The sequence below is a fragment of the Estrella lausannensis genome (genome assembly GCF_900000175.1).
GTDB classification, from domain to species: Bacteria; Chlamydiota; Chlamydiia; order Chlamydiales; family Criblamydiaceae; genus Estrella; species Estrella lausannensis.
Window position 1 is genome coordinate 1 of record NZ_CWGJ01000014.1, and the last position, 15,766, is coordinate 15,766.

13 protein-coding genes and 1 tRNA gene are annotated in these 15,766 nt (G+C 47.6%); 4 read left to right on the top strand and 10 right to left on the bottom strand.

Features of this window, described 5'->3' with window-relative positions; genetic code table 11:
• Positions 1–77: 77 nt before the first annotated feature.
• The 4 genes from ELAC_RS06400 to dsr1 all read right to left on the bottom strand — a co-directional run bounded on the left by ELAC_RS06400 (position 78) and on the right by dsr1 (position 6,196).
• The gene (locus ELAC_RS06400; protein WP_098038465.1) at positions 78–1,076 is read right to left on the bottom strand and encodes a nucleotidyltransferase family protein; all 999 of its coding nucleotides are present in this window, start codon (positions 1,074–1,076) and stop codon (positions 78–80) included.
• Between the two features lie 348 nt (positions 1,077–1,424).
• A complete protein-coding gene (locus ELAC_RS06405; protein ID WP_158227823.1) occupies positions 1,425–1,769 on the bottom strand; it encodes a DUF952 domain-containing protein in 345 nt (114 codons plus the stop codon).
• A gap of 227 nt (positions 1,770–1,996) precedes the next feature.
• Entirely contained in the window at positions 1,997–2,473 is a 477-nt protein-coding gene (locus ELAC_RS06410; RefSeq protein ID WP_098038467.1) for a hypothetical protein, read from the bottom strand.
• A gap of 15 nt (positions 2,474–2,488) precedes the next feature.
• On the bottom strand, positions 2,489–6,196 hold the full coding sequence (gene dsr1, locus ELAC_RS06415) for an anti-phage defense-associated sirtuin Dsr1 (protein ID WP_098038468.1): 3,708 nt from the start codon (positions 6,194–6,196) through the stop codon (positions 2,489–2,491).
• Between the two features lie 596 nt (positions 6,197–6,792).
• Here dsr1 and ELAC_RS06425 point away from each other — a divergent pair.
• A complete protein-coding gene (locus ELAC_RS06425) occupies positions 6,793–6,993 on the top strand; it encodes a hypothetical protein (protein WP_098038470.1) in 201 nt (66 codons plus the stop codon).
• Between the two features lie 285 nt (positions 6,994–7,278).
• On the opposite strand, the gene ELAC_RS06435 is transcribed toward ELAC_RS06425, so the two are convergent.
• The 6 genes from ELAC_RS06435 to ELAC_RS06460 all read right to left on the bottom strand — a co-directional run bounded on the left by ELAC_RS06435 (position 7,279) and on the right by ELAC_RS06460 (position 12,780).
• Positions 7,279–7,352: transfer RNA gene (locus ELAC_RS06435), tRNA-Ala, on the bottom strand.
• Between the two features lie 122 nt (positions 7,353–7,474).
• Positions 7,475–7,972: a hypothetical protein gene (locus ELAC_RS06440; protein ID WP_098038471.1), complete on the bottom strand. Its 498-nt coding sequence runs from the start codon at positions 7,970–7,972 to the stop codon at positions 7,475–7,477.
• Between the two features lie 242 nt (positions 7,973–8,214).
• Complete coding sequence (locus ELAC_RS06445; protein ID WP_098038472.1) at positions 8,215–9,180, bottom strand: deoxyhypusine synthase family protein; 966 nt, start codon at positions 9,178–9,180, stop codon at positions 8,215–8,217.
• 5 nt (positions 9,181–9,185) lie between these two features.
• A complete protein-coding gene (gene speB, locus ELAC_RS06450) occupies positions 9,186–10,088 on the bottom strand; it encodes an agmatinase (RefSeq protein WP_239414416.1) in 903 nt (300 codons plus the stop codon).
• A 20-nt stretch (positions 10,089–10,108) separates the two neighbouring features.
• Complete coding sequence (gene speA, locus ELAC_RS06455; protein ID WP_098038474.1) at positions 10,109–11,998, bottom strand: biosynthetic arginine decarboxylase; 1,890 nt, start codon at positions 11,996–11,998, stop codon at positions 10,109–10,111.
• Between the two features lie 182 nt (positions 11,999–12,180).
• Positions 12,181–12,780 carry a hypothetical protein gene (locus tag ELAC_RS06460; RefSeq protein WP_098038475.1) on the bottom strand — a complete coding sequence of 200 codons (600 nt, stop codon included), beginning with the start codon at positions 12,778–12,780 and terminating at the stop codon, positions 12,181–12,183.
• A 223-nt stretch (positions 12,781–13,003) separates the two neighbouring features.
• On the opposite strand from ELAC_RS06460, the gene ELAC_RS06465 reads away from it, so the two are divergent.
• Genes ELAC_RS06465 through ELAC_RS06475 form a run of 3 tightly spaced genes read left to right on the top strand, consistent with a single transcriptional unit; the run spans position 13,004 to position 15,766 of the window.
• Complete coding sequence (locus tag ELAC_RS06465) at positions 13,004–14,143, top strand: ABC transporter permease (protein WP_098038476.1); 1,140 nt, start codon at positions 13,004–13,006, stop codon at positions 14,141–14,143.
• Entirely contained in the window at positions 14,136–14,861 is a 726-nt protein-coding gene (locus ELAC_RS06470) for an ABC transporter ATP-binding protein (RefSeq protein ID WP_204250539.1), read from the top strand. The genes ELAC_RS06465 and ELAC_RS06470 overlap by 8 nt, the downstream gene beginning before the upstream one ends.
• Positions 14,858–15,766: an efflux RND transporter periplasmic adaptor subunit gene (locus tag ELAC_RS06475; protein WP_098038477.1), complete on the top strand. Its 909-nt coding sequence runs from the start codon at positions 14,858–14,860 to the stop codon at positions 15,764–15,766. The genes ELAC_RS06470 and ELAC_RS06475 overlap by 4 nt, the downstream gene beginning before the upstream one ends.

Here is a 15,766-nt window from a genome sequence, read left to right on the forward strand (position 1 = left end):
ACCGAAACCATGCAAGTAGTGTAGGCTATGCGGCTTCTAAGCGGATTTCAAGCCGCCGGGGCCCAGGTTTTGAAAGGTTACAACGTCTCGCCGAAAGCCTCGGGAACTTGGATGTCCCCTTGAGCCTGAAGGGATCGGCTGGAACTTTCTTCCCAAATAGCATCCACTTCTATATCCATTTTTCGCGCCTGTTCATAGAAAACTTCGAAATTCTCCCTTGTCCAACGGGAACCCATGGTTCGCATGCACCCTCTTCTAACCTGATCGAAAGACGAAAAATGGCTTCCGATATATTGCAGAAGATGATGTCTAAACGCCTCGGGATCTTTCTTAAAAGCCTTCACACACTCATAGGCCATAAACCTCTCCAGTTCAGGCGATGCGGAAAATCCTTTACCGAGCATCTTCCAATAGCGAAATATCTTGATGGGGCGCTCCGACTGCCCACCATATAGCCACTCGGAAAGATTTTTAGCCTTGACGGCCAGCTTTCGATCATTGAGATCCTGAATGCCTTTCTTGAACTCGGGTTCGAAAGTCGCTGTGTTGACGTGATAGTATATATTATTCACTGTAAATTCCCGCTCTTCGTCCCTGGCATGGATCGCATACGCGCTCTCGATCCCCTCCATAGCCACACCTTCCCGGGTTCCGATATTGATCACCAGGTAGTTGGGGATTTTGGTATAAAGCACTTCGTTACGCGTTAAAATTTCCTCAAGCTGTTCGATAGTGCAGTCAAATGAGAAATCCAGATCGTTGAGCTGAGGATTATCCGAAAGAATAAGATCGCGGATCGCGCCTCCGGTAAGCCACACATTGTACCCTTCATTCATCACCAGGTTGAATACGTCGCGATAGGTGATATTCATTCCGGGTACCCGGGTGTAGAGGTAGCCTTCAATCCGTTGAGCCAGAAGGATCTCTTCGGTTGTGACCCCGTCATGCTCGAGCGAGACCTGCAGCGGATGCTCTGCCTGGTAAGGTATTGAAACAAAAGATGAAAATGCCAGAAGGCAAGCCAGCGTAAACGAGGAGAGAACCCACAGCCTGCTGTGGAAATAATTCGAGATCATGACACTACCAGGAAATTAAAATTTTGTTTTGCGTAAGAGTATATCACAATTTAAATTAATTTTAAACTCAAAATTTATTAAGATTTGTTAAAGATTCTACTATCAAGCAAACAAATACTGATCAAAACACCTTAGAAAAACAATACAAAAAATAGCACCGATAGGCACTTGTGAGAGGTAAATGAGTGTTCAAACACAAAGACGGGAGCCATCATGAGTACGACAGCTATGGAACGCACAACTTGTGCCTAAATGTCTCAAAATCTGGGTGGGGCAAAGACAGAGTGCTCGCGATTAGAAGTTTGTAAGTCTCTAAACATTTGAAATATGAGTTGAGTTGCGGTCTTTTTAGGGGAGGCTCTTGCTCCGATCAACAACACGCTTTTGAACCACCGAGCTTAAGGGTATCGAGCCGCCATAGAGGTGGTAATATTTGTTGCTTCCACCCGGATTGGCTTCCAAAACCAATCGTCCCGGCAGCTTGGAAGTTTGCACTACTAAAACGATCACTTTTCGCTCTTCGCCAAAAAATTTTTCGATGATGCGGCCAAGCTGCTCTTCGGTCGCGAAATGGATAAATACCTGATCGTGACTCGTGAGGTAGAGATTTACAGAGCCTTGGCTCTTCTCCCAGTTTTCCTCAGTCACCACTTTGTAAAGATAGCGGGGGGTGCTTTGCTGTTCCGTAGCCATGCTAGTACCTAGCCTTATCATTTCTATAGGTTGGGCAGCAATCCATGCTGCAAGAAAAGGGGAAAAGAGATTCATCCTATGCATGTCGGTATAATGGAAGTGGAGAGATGCTTTCAAAACTTTTAATTAAGGTGCTATGAAAGAAACTCTCTGTCCACTGGTTGGTTTGGCTAATGGCTAGGCATGTCCAGTTCCCACGAGGTTGTCAAAAAATAGATGGTTTCCTGTTAGAATTGCTCCATTACAGAGCGAACTCTGGACATATCAATACCTACGGATTCAGAGAATCCAATCAAATCGTATTCTATAGCCATCTGGAGCTCTATGGCCTTGTTTGAAATTTCTTTGATGCGACGAATTAATAGAGCTCGCTTTGAGGCCGTATGCATATCTTCTAGGTTGTTACATACAAAGTTGTGAATTAACCAATTTCTCTCATCAAGTAATGCTCTTAGCTCACTAAAGAAAGTTTCAGGGTAGAGGTCGTTATCGTGTGCAAGTTGAATAGCCTTGCCAAGTGTATGACGTTGGTTGCGTTTTAGACATATGTCTGCCCTATCCTTGGACAAGCTATGTGGATACCTCACATCCTTTTTCAAGGTGATTGAATGGCTGAGGGCCCCCTCCAAGTGTTGGATCATGCATACAGCTTCTCCGATGAGGCAATATAGGTCTTTAACATCTTGCGCTGAATGAGCAGTCATTTAGGATTCCCAAGTCTATAATTTCTGCTTTTTTGCTATGGTGTCTAGACGTTTAAACCGGGCATCAGAAGCGAATGTCGACTCGGACTCAAGGATTTCATCAAGACATAAACTCAAATCCCGTTTGAGATTAGAAAGGCTGTTGGATACGATGTGGTCAAGAAACTCGAGTGATTCTGCGGGAAACTTGGAACATATCTTACTGCCACTTAGGCGGTGAATTGCTATCTCGCAGGAGGTCGTCTTTACCAGCCAACTTTTCATCAGCTTGAAAGCTTCAGAAAACTGATTATCCGCCAAAATGCATATCTCTGCCAAGATGTCTGAGATCCGAGGGTCAATTATGAGTGCTTTGGCTTTGGGCCAGATCTTTTGAAAGTATGGTTCAACGCGGTTTTTCCAGAAGTTTTCTTTTTGGGTCGTACTACCGTTCGCTTCAAAGCTCATTAAAAAGCTTCGGATAGTGCCTAGTGACGCACAGAGGCCCTCCTTTCCTAAATTTGCCGATGCTTCCTGTAGCTCCGAGTTTGAAAATGAATCTTGAGGCTGTAAGGAAACCCATGTGAGTAATGAGGCGTATGATTCAGCGTACTCACCAATTTGGTTGAGGTGGGCACTTGTAGCGAGGAACTCTGCTTTCAACTCCTCCAAGAGAGGAAGGTAATCTCTTGCCGCACTTAGGAACCCGACCCATGTATTTACGACCTCGACTTGGACTTGCGTCCAGGAAAATAATGGTAGCAGGTTTACTTTAGTCCAATCGGGATCCAGTCGAAACAAAGCAATTGAATTGCTTGCCAATTGAAGTCTAGCGTACCTATAACTATCAATTTGCATATCACAGAGTTTAGTGAGTAGAGTTCTCATCGGTTCCTTGATCCCTTGGCAATCTGATGGATTGTCCTTAAATACCCACTTTATGACTGCCTGTGCGGTAATTCCTAACGTATGGTTTATCGCGGAGTGTATCTGATCTTTCGAACAAACCCATGAGTGACTAATTTCCGACTCAAGAATCTTACAACATATGGTTGTAAATTGCTCTTTTTCCTCTATTAAAAGTGCTGCTGCAGCCCTATCGAGGTACCAGCTCAGGCTGTGTGAAATTTCCTTGATTAGCTTGTCAGGGGCAGAAGTAAGTAGCGCGGACACTTTCTCCCAAGATCTTGCAGTCAGTTCTTTGTCTTTGTACCAGCCTGAAAGAGCTTCCTTCCAGCGATAGGGTAGCCACTGATTCATTTGGGAAAGTTTCGAAAGGACTTGAAGAGAAAGGTCTAGGTTGTTTTCGCAAATGTCTTGCCACTCATCTTCTTCGCCCCATTCAGGAGCTGGATGCTTGAGTAGCCAATCTACGAGCTCTGAAACAGATTGGGGCACTGGCTTTTTGGCAAATGGAGAACCACCCCCATAGCTAAACCTAACAGAGGTCTCGAATGCCTCGTCATATAGGTCCCACTTCGGGTATTTTTTGGATATCTCATCTAACTTAGCTTGAGCTTTGGCACAAAGGAGTACTTTGGATGCTTTCGCTTTCGCAAGCCGAACGGCAATTGAGTAGTCCACAATTCGGGCCCATTCCCCACCATTGAGATTATCGGAATAGAGAAATTTCGGAGGCCCTTTGAGAATAAGCTTTTCTAGTTTATTCCATTGGTTTTTACTCAGTTCCGGAGCGATCGCTAAAATCAGTCGTAGTACCTCAGGCTGAGTTTCTACCGACCACAGCCATCGCTGATCGTCCATCGTCAACCAGGCGAGAGCCATTTTTGGAGCAACCACTTTGGTATGGGTCGCGGCAAAAAAAGCAAGACGTTTGAATACAGGAAAGGCTTGGTTATACCAACTTTGGGCAGTGAGGGAAGCCTTTGTGGGCGATATTTGAGCTGCTTCTAGCCATGCATCCCTAGTCAATTCGATTAAGGCTGTCCAATCCTGATATCGGTGGTTTTGCTTCGAGTCATGGATGTATGGTTGGGAGATGTACGAGAGATCTTTTAGTTCATCTGCTTTACCCAGCTCTTGCATTATATTGAGGGCATCCAAAAGCAGTGAGGACGCCTTCTCCAGAAGCTTTGGTAAGTCACCTTTCCAGCCCGGAATATTCCTCAGCTGAGACAAGCTGTAGTGAGGTTCTAACAAACCCAAGAGAATCTGCGAGTCAAGAGGCGAATTAGTCGGGATGCGGTTGTCTTTAAACGATGGATTCAGGCGTACTCGAGGAGAGTAAATCTGGCAAAACTCCTCTGTGAGACCCAGGTGCATCCCCTCTTTTCGATAGCGACTTTCCCAATCAAAAAAAGAGTATTCAGGTGTAGGATGTGCGCATCTTCCTGCGAGAATTAGAGACCAGTATACCTGGATTTCTTTGGGCAGCTTATGAAGGCGTACCTCAATCATTTTCCTAAACCTGTGATGAAGTCTACCACCGCTATTCTGAATCCAATACAGTAATTTGGGGTTCTCCAGATGTCGGCATAGCCATTTGCTGAGGTGCTCCGCAATACGATCTAGTGGGCTAGCCCATAGAGGTAGAAGAGGAGAGGTCCACGCTCCTGGGTATGATGAGTGAGGTCGGGAAAGCAGGTTATATCGGTTGTATGTATCATCCTCTTCTTTTTGATTATGGTCGGTCGGAAGCAGGTCTGCATTGATGCTTTGTTCTAAAATAACATCAAGCCATTCGATCGGAGGGGGAGGATCGAGGTCTGCAAAGCACTTGGCGGGAATACCAGTCGTGTCAGATATGGCCCAGAGCACCCTCCCTACAAAGTTATCCTCCGCAGTACTTAACATTGGTTTAAGGGACGCATATTTAGTGACAAATTGCTCCTTTCCTCTTATGCCTTCCCTGTGATAATCGGCCCATGCTTGCAGCGTGGAATGAAGGGCTGTGTGATCTCTATCCTTGTATCGATACAGAATTGGAACAACATTCTTTGCATCCCATTCGTTCATGACATTTTTACGTTCACCCTCTTTGTATCCAGCGAAAGCATAGGCTTGGGTGGCGGGTTCGCCATCTAACTTGTCAGCTGCGAACGCATCCATAAGATAGCGAAGTACAGGGTCATTTATGCTGTATCCGACGAAGCATACAGTAAATTTCTTAAACAGATCAGTTACAAACTGTGATGCCCATCTTTCGGTTAGATATGCGCGACCAAAATCTCCGCTAGAGAGAATCAGCTGATCGAGTTCTTCATCTGTAGGGTTTTCACGAATTAGCCCATGAAGATATACAAGTCCATTTAATTTGCTTTTAGGAACAGGAAGAAGGGGGGCATAAAAGGGCTCTACCACCCTGTCTTCGTAAATACAGACGTTTTCAAATAATCGATCAAAATTGGTAGTTACCAGCCGGACTTTTCCTACTTTGCTTGTTGCCAATGCAAGCAATGCAGTGTGGGTAGGAGCTACTTTGTGGCGTAAATTAGCCGGGCATAATAGATCGGGCAGATGCTGTCGTACGGTTCGTCTTCCACCTGCGGTACGTCTCTCAAGTAAGTCAATGGCACGATCCAGCTGCTCGAGCTTTATTGCGTTCTTCTGTTGAGTATCCGGAATGACTCCTGCTCGATCGAAGAGGGCAGTGGTGAGTTCAGGGAAACTAGGGAGCCCTTCAGGAAGAGATATTCCTGCACCACAGAAGAATACTACGTCACCTTCCTCGTGCGCTTGAAGTAGTCCCCCAGGAATTTCCGGGCCACCGCTGATAAACTGCATAATAGTTCTCCTATTTTGGCGCTTTTATCCGGGTTCTATTAGCTCGGCCGCCTCAAGACTGCTAATGATTCTACCATCATTTAATACATCCATACCAGCAGCTTAAGTAAAACTTTTCCCATTTCGAACTTAGATAAAGCTTCCCATCTGAGCCAGTAGCCGTGTTCTAAAACTCCTTTAAGTACAGCTTTTATTTCAGCACTATGGATATCTTGCAATGAATAGGAATTGAATAATGAATTTTTCACTTGATCCAGCATACTAACCTCTAGCAATCGGTGTTTTTTTCGTTAGTTAAGTAATCTGAATTTAATTTCGTTATATTACAGCTCTTTAATAGGGTTCCCGTATATACCCATATGCCTTCTCGAAAAGTTCCTGCTCTTTATGGAGCTTGTATTTAAACAGCACTTGCCGAATAACCTTCTAGATTTCTTTTGACCAGCATGTGTGCTTTGCCAACCGTTAAACCGTGTAACCCGAACAATCTTGTCTATATCTTCAACTACATTGGCAGTGATCTACGGAGGGGTATTAATCTTCAACTCAAGAAATATTTCTGTTAGAACTTGCTTGTCTTCCGGAATCACTTCTTCATGAGTCTGATTTTCGAGGTGTACCAAATCGCTCTAAGCGAAGAACAGATTGAATCAATCACGCAATACCTCAAAAAAATCTACCAATCAGGGTCAAAGTTTCATGGTGACAGCCTAGCGGCTCTTCGAACGGAGCAGGATAAAATTCAGAAAAGAATCAATCAGGTGTATGATGACAAGCTCGACGGTTTTGTTGATTAAACGATGAATCTTGAAAGGGTAAAAGATTCAAAGGCTCGTCAGGCTGAAATTTTAGAAGAAATGAAAAGGTACGAAGAGGCCAACGAGAATTTTCACCTTACCGCAAAGATGTTTATGAAATTAGCCTCCCGTGCGAGGGAACTTTTTGAAAGTACTGAAGTGGATGAAAAACGGCAGTTAATGAATTTCGTATTTCAGAACTTGCAACTAAAAAACCTAAGTCTCTCAGTACAAGTACAAGAACCCTCTAATATAATGATGAACTACGATGGTTATCCAGACAGTTGGAGCCGAGGGGATTCGAACCCCTGGCCTCTACAATGCGAATGTAGCGTTCTAGCCAACTGAACTACGGCCCCGCAGCTGTTTTTGTAAATCATATACATAAGGCAAAGGTTGAAATAAACTAAAAAAAAGCCCCCTTGTCCCATCCCGGGACAGGGAGCCTTGTAGGCAGAGTATTCGACTAAGAATGCTTTTTTTAAAGCTGCTCGACCTGATCGATATTTTCAGTTGCAGCACGCTGTACTTCATGCAGGTGCTCGCGTGCCAGATTGCGTTGGCCGATTTCAGCACCTATTTTCAAGGAAAACACAGTTCCTGCTGCGGTGAAGAAAAATGTGGGATCGAAGTAAGACACGGATGCAACTCCGACTGCGGCTACCGTCACTTTTTGATTGAATGACATGCGGGTCCAAATTCCCGATATAGCTCCTTCGATCATCGAAATCCCTGTTTTTGCCATCTCAGGTTTTAATTGGACAAATGCAGCTCCCACTAACGCCGAGACAGGAAACTGGCTAACAGCGTAGATGCCGATCATCGAGCGAAGTCCGGCCTGGCAAGTCCGTTGAACAACACCGGGTTCTTGGGCATAGTGAACAACTTCCGCCCCTTTTTCGATCATATAGTTGGCTGCGTTCCCCAATGTCTGGAAACAGGTTGCTGAATTAGACATACCTGTAGCTTGTGTCGTCATATTAAACTCCTTGATTATGTTTATGTGGATTAAAGCCTGTACTAAAACTTAAATATGTATGCTTTGCCGGCGGATTTAGCTATTCCGAAAGTATACCGAAAATGTCTCAAAATTTGGGTATAACCAAATTCAGCAGTAACGACTACTGATTCTAATTGATGGACAGTCTCTTGTTGGGGATTATAAAATATGCAAGGGAGGAAGACCTCCCTTGCGCTAGGATGGAAATCAATTAAGGCGTACTAAAGGCCCAGAACGTAGTGGAAAACGAGTGGAGCCACAATGGAGGCATCCGATTCGATGACAAAGCTGGGCGTGTCGATGGAAAGCTTACCCCAGGTAATCTTCTCGTTCGGCACCGCTCCGCTGTATCCCCCATAAGATGTCGTGCTGTCAGAAATCTGGCAGAAATAACTCCAAAGGGGATACTTTTCCTGAAGATCCTGACGGATCAGCGGCACAACACAGATCGGGAAGTCGCCGGCAATACCGCCGCCAATCTGGAAAAATCCAATAGGATGATCCTTCGCGGTCTTTTTGTACCAGTCAACCAAAAGTCCCATCTGCTCAGCTCCGGAGCGGTATACGTTGTATCGTGAGATCTCTTTGGTGATGACATGGGAGACAAAAATGTTGGCAAGCGTCGAGTCTTCCCAGCCGGGTGTAAAGATCGGCAAGTTTTTCTCGGCAGCCGCAATTAGCCATGAGTTCTTAGGATCGATCTGATACTTATGCTCGAGCTTCTTGGAGCGGATCAGCTCATACATGAATTCGTAAGGATAAAGGCTTTTGCCTTCCTTATCGGCTTTTTCCCAAAGCTCCAAAACTTCATCTTCGATGTAGCGGATAGCGTGCTCTTCCGGAATGCAAGTATCGGTGACACGGTTCATTCCCTTGTTCAGCAGGTCAAGCTCGTCTTGCTTGGTGAGCTCCCTCCAGTTAGGCACTCGGGCATAATGGTTGTGCGCCACCAAATTGAAGAGATCCTCTTCCAAGTTAGCCCCTGTGCAGGAGATGGCGTGTACCTTGTCTTGCCTGATCATTTCAGCGAGGGATATGCCAAGCTCGGCGGTGCTCATGGCGCCCGCCAGAGTCAGGAACATCTTGCCGCCTTTGTCAAGATGCTGGATCCAGGCCTCAGATGCTTCCACACACACAGCGGCGTTGAAATGCTTATAGTTTTTCTTCATGAACTCGGAAATTTTCATCGCTCTTACTCTACTTTTGACTTTTCGTGAAAAAGATAGCTTAAAATTTTATAGACCAGCTTGGCTGCCAAAAAGTCCGGCGCCGGGTTACCCTCTTTAGGGAGAAGTTCAACGACATCAAGTCCTATGACATTTTTTTTCTCGCTCACTTTCTTAATCAGCGGAAGCACCTGGTGCCAGAAAAGACCACCCGGCTCAGGGGTTCCTGTCGAGGACATCAACGAACTGTCAAACACATCGAGGTCAAAGGTGATGTATACGTTGTCAGCAAGCCTGTCAATCACCTCATCCCACCACTTAGTGTCCTGATGCAGTTCGTGGGCAAAAAAGGTGTTTTCCCTGTCTAAGTTATGCAACTCATCGCTGCTCATGCTGCGGATGCCGACAGAGACGATCTTATCGACCTCTTTTATCTCTTTAACCCTGGCCATGACTGATGCGTGGCTTAGAGGATCGCCAAGATAGGCGTCTTGAAGGTCGGCATGGGCATCAAACTGCAGCACGGAAAACGGAGCGAACTTTTTGGCATGGGCGCGGATGGGGGCTGCGGAGATGGAGTGCTCTCCACCCAGAGTTACCACAAACTTACCCTGGTTTAGATAGTCCAGCGTGCGCTCTTCGGCCTTCTGAAGCATTGCTTTCGACGACGATTCCCTGACAGGTTCGGCTGTATGGATACCGACTTTGTAAACTTCCGAGTGTGTTTCGATGTCATACAGTTCCAGATTCCTCGAAGCTTCGATAAGCGCTTCGGGCCCTTTGTCAGTTCCCTGCTGATACGAAGTTGTCATATCAAAAGGAACGGGCAGAATGACGACAGTGGCGTCATTAAGGGAGGTGTACTCGGCCGGCAGCCCGCCAAAACTTCCTTCGATGCCATGGCCTTGGGTTATTGAAGTTTGTGCCACAATAGGTCCTTTAGTGTTGTTTATACGACAAGATATGTATAGCTTTCGAGCGCCTGCTTGAATTTCTTCTGCAGTTTGGCGCTCTCTTCATTAGTGAGGCGTCCGGCTCGGAGCGATTTTTCGATCGTGCTTCTCAGCCTTTCGTTCAGCGCGTCGGCGTCATACTCGACGTAGTCGAGCACTTCGCTGATGGTGTCTCCTTCGACAACGTGCGTTACCTCCCACATCCCGTCTTCATCGACGTCGACATGGACTGTGTTGGTGTCACCGAAGAGGTTGTGCATGCCCCCTAAGATCTCCTGATAGGCACCCACCAAGAACACACCCAGATAGTAGGGCTGCTGGTTGGGCTCGTGGAGCCTTAAGAAATATTTCGGGCCGATGCGGCTTGAAAAGCAGTCGATTTTTCCGTCGCTGTCGCAGCTTAAGTCGGCGATGATGGCGCGGCGCTTCGGTTCGTCTTTCATGCGGTGGATGGGCATTACCGGGAAGATCTGCCCGATTGCCCACGCGTCCGGCAACGACTGGAAGACCGAGAAGTTGCAGAAATAGACATCCAGGAGCGTTCTGTCGATCGCGTCAATTTCCTCAGGAACATAATCGAGGTTCTTGGCAAGGTGAGCGATTTTCGAGATAAGCTGCTTGTACACCTTCTCCGCATACGCTCTCTCGATCAGACTCATCCCTTCATAAATAAACGAATTGAGGATTTTCTCCTTAAGCTCGATCGCGTCATGGAGGAACTCCTCGCAATTAAGAGTGGTCACCTCGTTATAGAGGTAGCAGAGAGTTTCCAAAATCTCATGGTCTGTCGGCGGCTTTTCAATGTTTTCAAGCGGATCCATGGTCGGAGAGACGTCAATCACCTCGGTGATCAGCACAGAGTGGTGCGCTGCGATCGCGCGGCCGGACTCGGACAAGATCACCGGATGAGGCATGTCCGCCTTATCGCATGCGTCGCCGATTGCCGCCACAACGTCCTTGGCGTATTCATCGATGGTGTAGTTCATTGAAGAGTCGTTGGCAGATTTGGAACCGTCGTAGTCCACACCAAGACCTCCGCCTACGTCAAAGAAGCAAAGGGATGGGCACTCTTTGGCAAGCTCGATAAACATCCGCGCTGCTTCGTTGAGTACTTTCTTGATGGTCGCGATCGTCGGAACCTGGCTTCCCATGTGGTAGTGCAAAAGCTTCAGCCAATGGGTTTTTCCATAGGCTTTCAGCTGATCGAGACCGGCAACGATTTCATGGATCGAAAGACCGAATTTAGCCAGATCGCCACCGGAAGAGCCCCAGCGTCCGCTACCTTTATTGTAAGGTTTCATGCGGAAACCGATCTCCGCTTCCACATTCAGGCGGATCGCGGCGTCGAGTACCATTTTTAATTCATAGAGCTGCTCGATGATGATAATGGAGCGGCGGCCGAGTTTTCTTGCCAGCAATGCAAGTTCGATATACTCGGCGTCTTTGTAACCATTGCAAAGGAGCAGGTTGTCAACGCTGTCATAAGCTAAAACGGCGATCAACTCTGGCTTGCTTCCCACTTCAAGTCCGATATGGCCGGGACGTCCACACTCGTGGACCATGTCGACAACGTGACGCTGCGGGTTGACCTTGATAGGATACGCGGCCTGATAGCGGTTTTTATAACCGTAGTCATTAATGGCTTTATCGAAAGCGGCGTAGATCGCCTTGATCCTGTCGCGAATGATGCCATCAAAGCGCAAAAGAATGGGTGGTTCCACTCCCCTTTGCACAAGCGACTGCACCAGCTGATAAAGATCGCCTGACCGGCCCTCTCTATTGGGCTTGACGAGGACATTTCCTTGCTCGTTAATGTCAAAATATCCGTGACCCCAATTGGCGATCCAGACTTGAGTATTGTGTTTTGGCGATTTTTCTTTATCCATAATGTCGAGTAAAGCCTCCCGATTTTTGAAAGGATGGTAAAATTATCGGGTATTTCGGTTTCTTAGGTCAACAACTATTCCCTTTTTTTTTGTGCAGCTTCCCCGCTGGGCACGCTCCTCTGGTTAAAGGACCCGGCAAGACCGCTTTTCAATTATTTGTTTCACAAAAAAGAAACACCAAGTTATAGCCCGCGATCGACATCCGAAAACTCGTGGTAGTAAAAACACTCTTTACGTGCTGAGTCACAGGTTTTAAGGGATTCCCCCTCTGGCAACTCCCTCTTCAGGCGCGTCAGATCCATTGCCTCTTTGATCACCTCGGGATTTGAAAAGCCCACTTCTTGAAACATCGGAACGGATGACGCCGGCATTTGAACTTGCATCTTATGGCAGCCTCTGCCAAGCGCAAACATCTCGATAAGAGGGATGACTTGCCGTAGCAAGGGAACTTTCTCGACAAACAGGTAACCCGGGCTAAAAACCAAGGAGTGGATTTTGAAGACACCGGCCGCGGAATCGGCAGCCAGCAGGGCGACCACGCGGCTCTCATTGACCAAAATGAGGTGAGAGTCTCCCGCTTCTTCCTTAATGACAGCCCGCTTGGCGATGCCGATAAGTGAAACCACCCCTTTAAGTTCCTGTCTATTATCAACTTGTTCTCGCGAATCGAGTAAAGCGACCGCTTTTTGCTCCCACTCTTCTAAAATTTTAGCGCAAAAATTTCTGTTGGAGGCAAAAGTCACTGGATACAAAAAAACAGCACGTGCCGGATCAACCTGCATATTACGCTCTCCTTATGTTTAAAAATCTTCTTAAGACATGATCAGGCGGATTCGGCGCTGATTTTTTTAGCTTAAAGACTGTCGAAGACAAGCGAATGGTTATAGCAAGAACATTCTATTCAATCCAGCGACATGCTCTTCTCAATAATCGTTGTATACCCTAGAATCCGTGAAAAACAACCATCCCCACCATAAACCACGGCAAGCTCCTTTAGAGACCCTCATGCTTGAAATCGCGATCAAAATGCTTTTTGGAGACCGGGCAAAATACCTGATGCTTGTTTCAGCGATCGCTTTCTGCTCTCTATTGATGACACAGCAGTCGAGCGTCTTCACCGGTCTTATGCTCTGGACGACAGCAACGATCCGCAACACGAACGTTCCCATCTGGGTGATGGATCCTAAGGTTCAGCAGGTCAATGAAGTCAAACCAATGCGAGACACCGATGCCGCAAGGGTGCGCTCCGTCAAAGGAGTGGCCTGGGCAATTCCGTTCTACTTCTCCATTCAGCAGGCCAGACTCTACGACGGCCGTTTCAGATCCATTCAAATGATCGGCCTTGATGCCACCACCCTGATCGGAGCGCCGAGTGTGATGCTCCAAGGGAAAATCACCGATCTTTGGCAGGCCGATTCCGTCATTTTAGATCAAGTGGGCATCGAAAAGCTCAGCGAAGGGCGGCCTAAGCCGATTGAAGTGGGAGATATTTTTGAAATCAACGACCACGAAGTGCGCATCGTCGGCATCTGCCAGGTGGCGCGCTCGTTTTTCGGCTACCCTTATGTTTATACAACCTATGACCGGGCGCTCGAGATTGTCCCCAAAACAAGAAAAAACCTCTCCTTCATCCTTGTGAAACCCCAGGAAGGGGTCCCTCAAGATCTGCTCGCACAGGAGATCACCAAGGAAACGGGGTTGAAAGCGCTTACGGAAAACACCTTTTTTTGGGACACCATCATCTGGTTCATCAAAAACACAGGAATTCCCGTCTCTTTCGGGACCACAATTTTGCTCGGCTTTCTGGTGGGTGTGGCCGTCTCCGGGCAGACGTTTTACTCATTCATCTTGGAAAACATGGGAAACATCGGTGCCTTGAAAGCTATGGGGGCGACTAACTCCCTCCTTTTCCGCATGCTGATCGCACAGTCGCTATTCGTCGGAATCACCGGATATGGCATCGGTATCGGTCTTGCCTCTGTTTTTGGCTTCATGACTCTAAAGACAGGCCAGCCGCCCTTCTACCTGCCCTATCAAGTACTCGTGCTGACGCTTTGCTTCATCCTCTTCATTTGCATGTTTTCTGCATGGCTCGGCATACGCAAAATCAGAAAGCTGGAGCCGGCAGAGGTGTTCCGTGGCTGATCTTCCAAGAACCCGGGCCGTGCATGTGCGCAAAGTCTCCAAAGACTTTTGCCAGGGAAATGACTGCGTCCATGCCCTGAAAGCGGTTGATTTCGACGCCTATTTCGGCGAGCTGCTGATGATCGTCGGACCATCCGGCTGCGGCAAGACGACCCTTCTTTCGGTAATCGCCGGCACACTGCGTTTTGACTCGGGCGAAATCGACGTGATGGAAAAGCCGCTCGAAAAAATGTCGGACAACGAAATCACTCTCTTCCGGCGTCAATATATCGGTTTCATTTTCCAGCAATTTCACCTGATCAAAACACTGACCAATGAAGAGAATGTCGCCATTCCCCTCATCCTGAATGGATATCCCCAAAAAGACGCCCGGGAAAAGGCGAGGGAGATGCTGGCGCGCGTCGGCCTTGAGGGAAGGGAGAAGGAATCGCCCAGGAACTTGTCGGGAGGGCAGCAACAGCGCGTCGCCATCGCAAGAGCGCTTGTTCATGACCCAAAAGTTGTCATATGCGACGAGCCCACCTCCGCCCTCGACGCCGAGAACGGGCACAAGATCATGGAGCTTTTGGTCAGTGTCGCCAAAGATTCCGAACGCACTGTCATCTTGGTGACGCACGACTCCCGAATTTTCAAATATGCCGACAGGTTGGCGAAGATGGACGACGGCTCTGTCACTGAAGTGATATCAAACCATATTAAAACCGGTACGCCGCAATGATGCAAATCTTTAAGAACCCCTCGCTCTATTTAAGCGCTCTCGGTTTTGTCTCCGTCTTGATTCTCATGAATATTCTGGGCAAGCAGCCGCCACCCCAGCCGCCGACGCGCGAACCGGCTGCCAATCCCTACTATCATGCGATTGCCGCGTCCGGGATCATCGAATCGGCAGACCGCAACATCTCGATTGGCGTACCCACTTCAGGAATAGCGACGAATGTGTATGTCTTAGTCGGCGATCCGGTGGAAGAAGATGCGCCTCTCTTTCAGATCGACCCACGGGAACTGGAAGCGGAATTGATCGAACTGAAAGCGAAGCGGGATGTGGCAAAAGCCCAGGAAGTCCGCATCGAAAGCCAGCTGGCCAAGCTCCAGAGGATAGAAGATAAACGCGCCATCAGCCAGGAAGACCTCGACACCAGAGCAAACGACCTCAAGGTGGCAAAGGCGCAGGTCGAAGCCGCAGAAGCCGCTTTGCAAAAGACCCTGCTTCTCTTAAACCGGATGACCGTGAGAGCGCCAAAAAAGGGTATCATACTGCAGAGCAATATCCGCAAGGGCGAATATGTACTTGCCGGAACGACAACCCCGGCCATGATCCTCGGCGACGTCAGCCAACTGCAAGTCAGGATAGACATCGACGAACAAAACGCGTCACACTACCGGGACGGCCTTCCCGCTTTCGCTTTCCTCAAAAACGATCCCAGCGTGCGAATTCCCTTAAATTTTTTACGGGTCGAACCCTATGTAATCCCCAAAAAGTCATTAACCGGAGCTTCGGAAGAGAGGGTAGACACCCGGGTGTTGCAAGTTATCTATACGATCGTGAAAGACCCTGAGAACCGGCTATTTGTCGGCCAGCAGGTCGATGTCTTCATCGAACTGGAGTCGGAGACCAAAAAGTAA

Coding starts and splice junctions, on each gene's coding strand:
- ELAC_RS06400 (WP_098038465.1), bottom strand. CDS start 1,076: ATGATCTCGAATTATTTCCACAGCAGGCTGTGGGTTCTCTCCTCGTTT.
- ELAC_RS06440 (WP_098038471.1), bottom strand. CDS start 7,972: ATGACGACACAAGCTACAGGTATGTCTAATTCAGCAACCTGTTTCCAG.
- ELAC_RS06465 (WP_098038476.1), top strand. CDS start 13,004: ATGCTTGAAATCGCGATCAAAATGCTTTTTGGAGACCGGGCAAAATAC.
- speA (WP_098038474.1), bottom strand. CDS start 11,998: ATGGATAAAGAAAAATCGCCAAAACACAATACTCAAGTCTGGATCGCC.
- ELAC_RS06410 (WP_098038467.1), bottom strand. CDS start 2,473: ATGACTGCTCATTCAGCGCAAGATGTTAAAGACCTATATTGCCTCATC.
- ELAC_RS06445 (WP_098038472.1), bottom strand. CDS start 9,180: ATGAAAATTTCCGAGTTCATGAAGAAAAACTATAAGCATTTCAACGCC.
- dsr1 (WP_098038468.1), bottom strand. CDS start 6,196: ATGCAGTTTATCAGCGGTGGCCCGGAAATTCCTGGGGGACTACTTCAA.
- ELAC_RS06460 (WP_098038475.1), bottom strand. CDS start 12,780: ATGCAGGTTGATCCGGCACGTGCTGTTTTTTTGTATCCAGTGACTTTT.
- ELAC_RS06405 (WP_158227823.1), bottom strand. CDS start 1,769: ATGGCTACGGAACAGCAAAGCACCCCCCGCTATCTTTACAAAGTGGTG.
- ELAC_RS06425 (WP_098038470.1), top strand. CDS start 6,793: ATGAGTCTGATTTTCGAGGTGTACCAAATCGCTCTAAGCGAAGAACAG.
- ELAC_RS06475 (WP_098038477.1), top strand. CDS start 14,858: ATGATGCAAATCTTTAAGAACCCCTCGCTCTATTTAAGCGCTCTCGGT.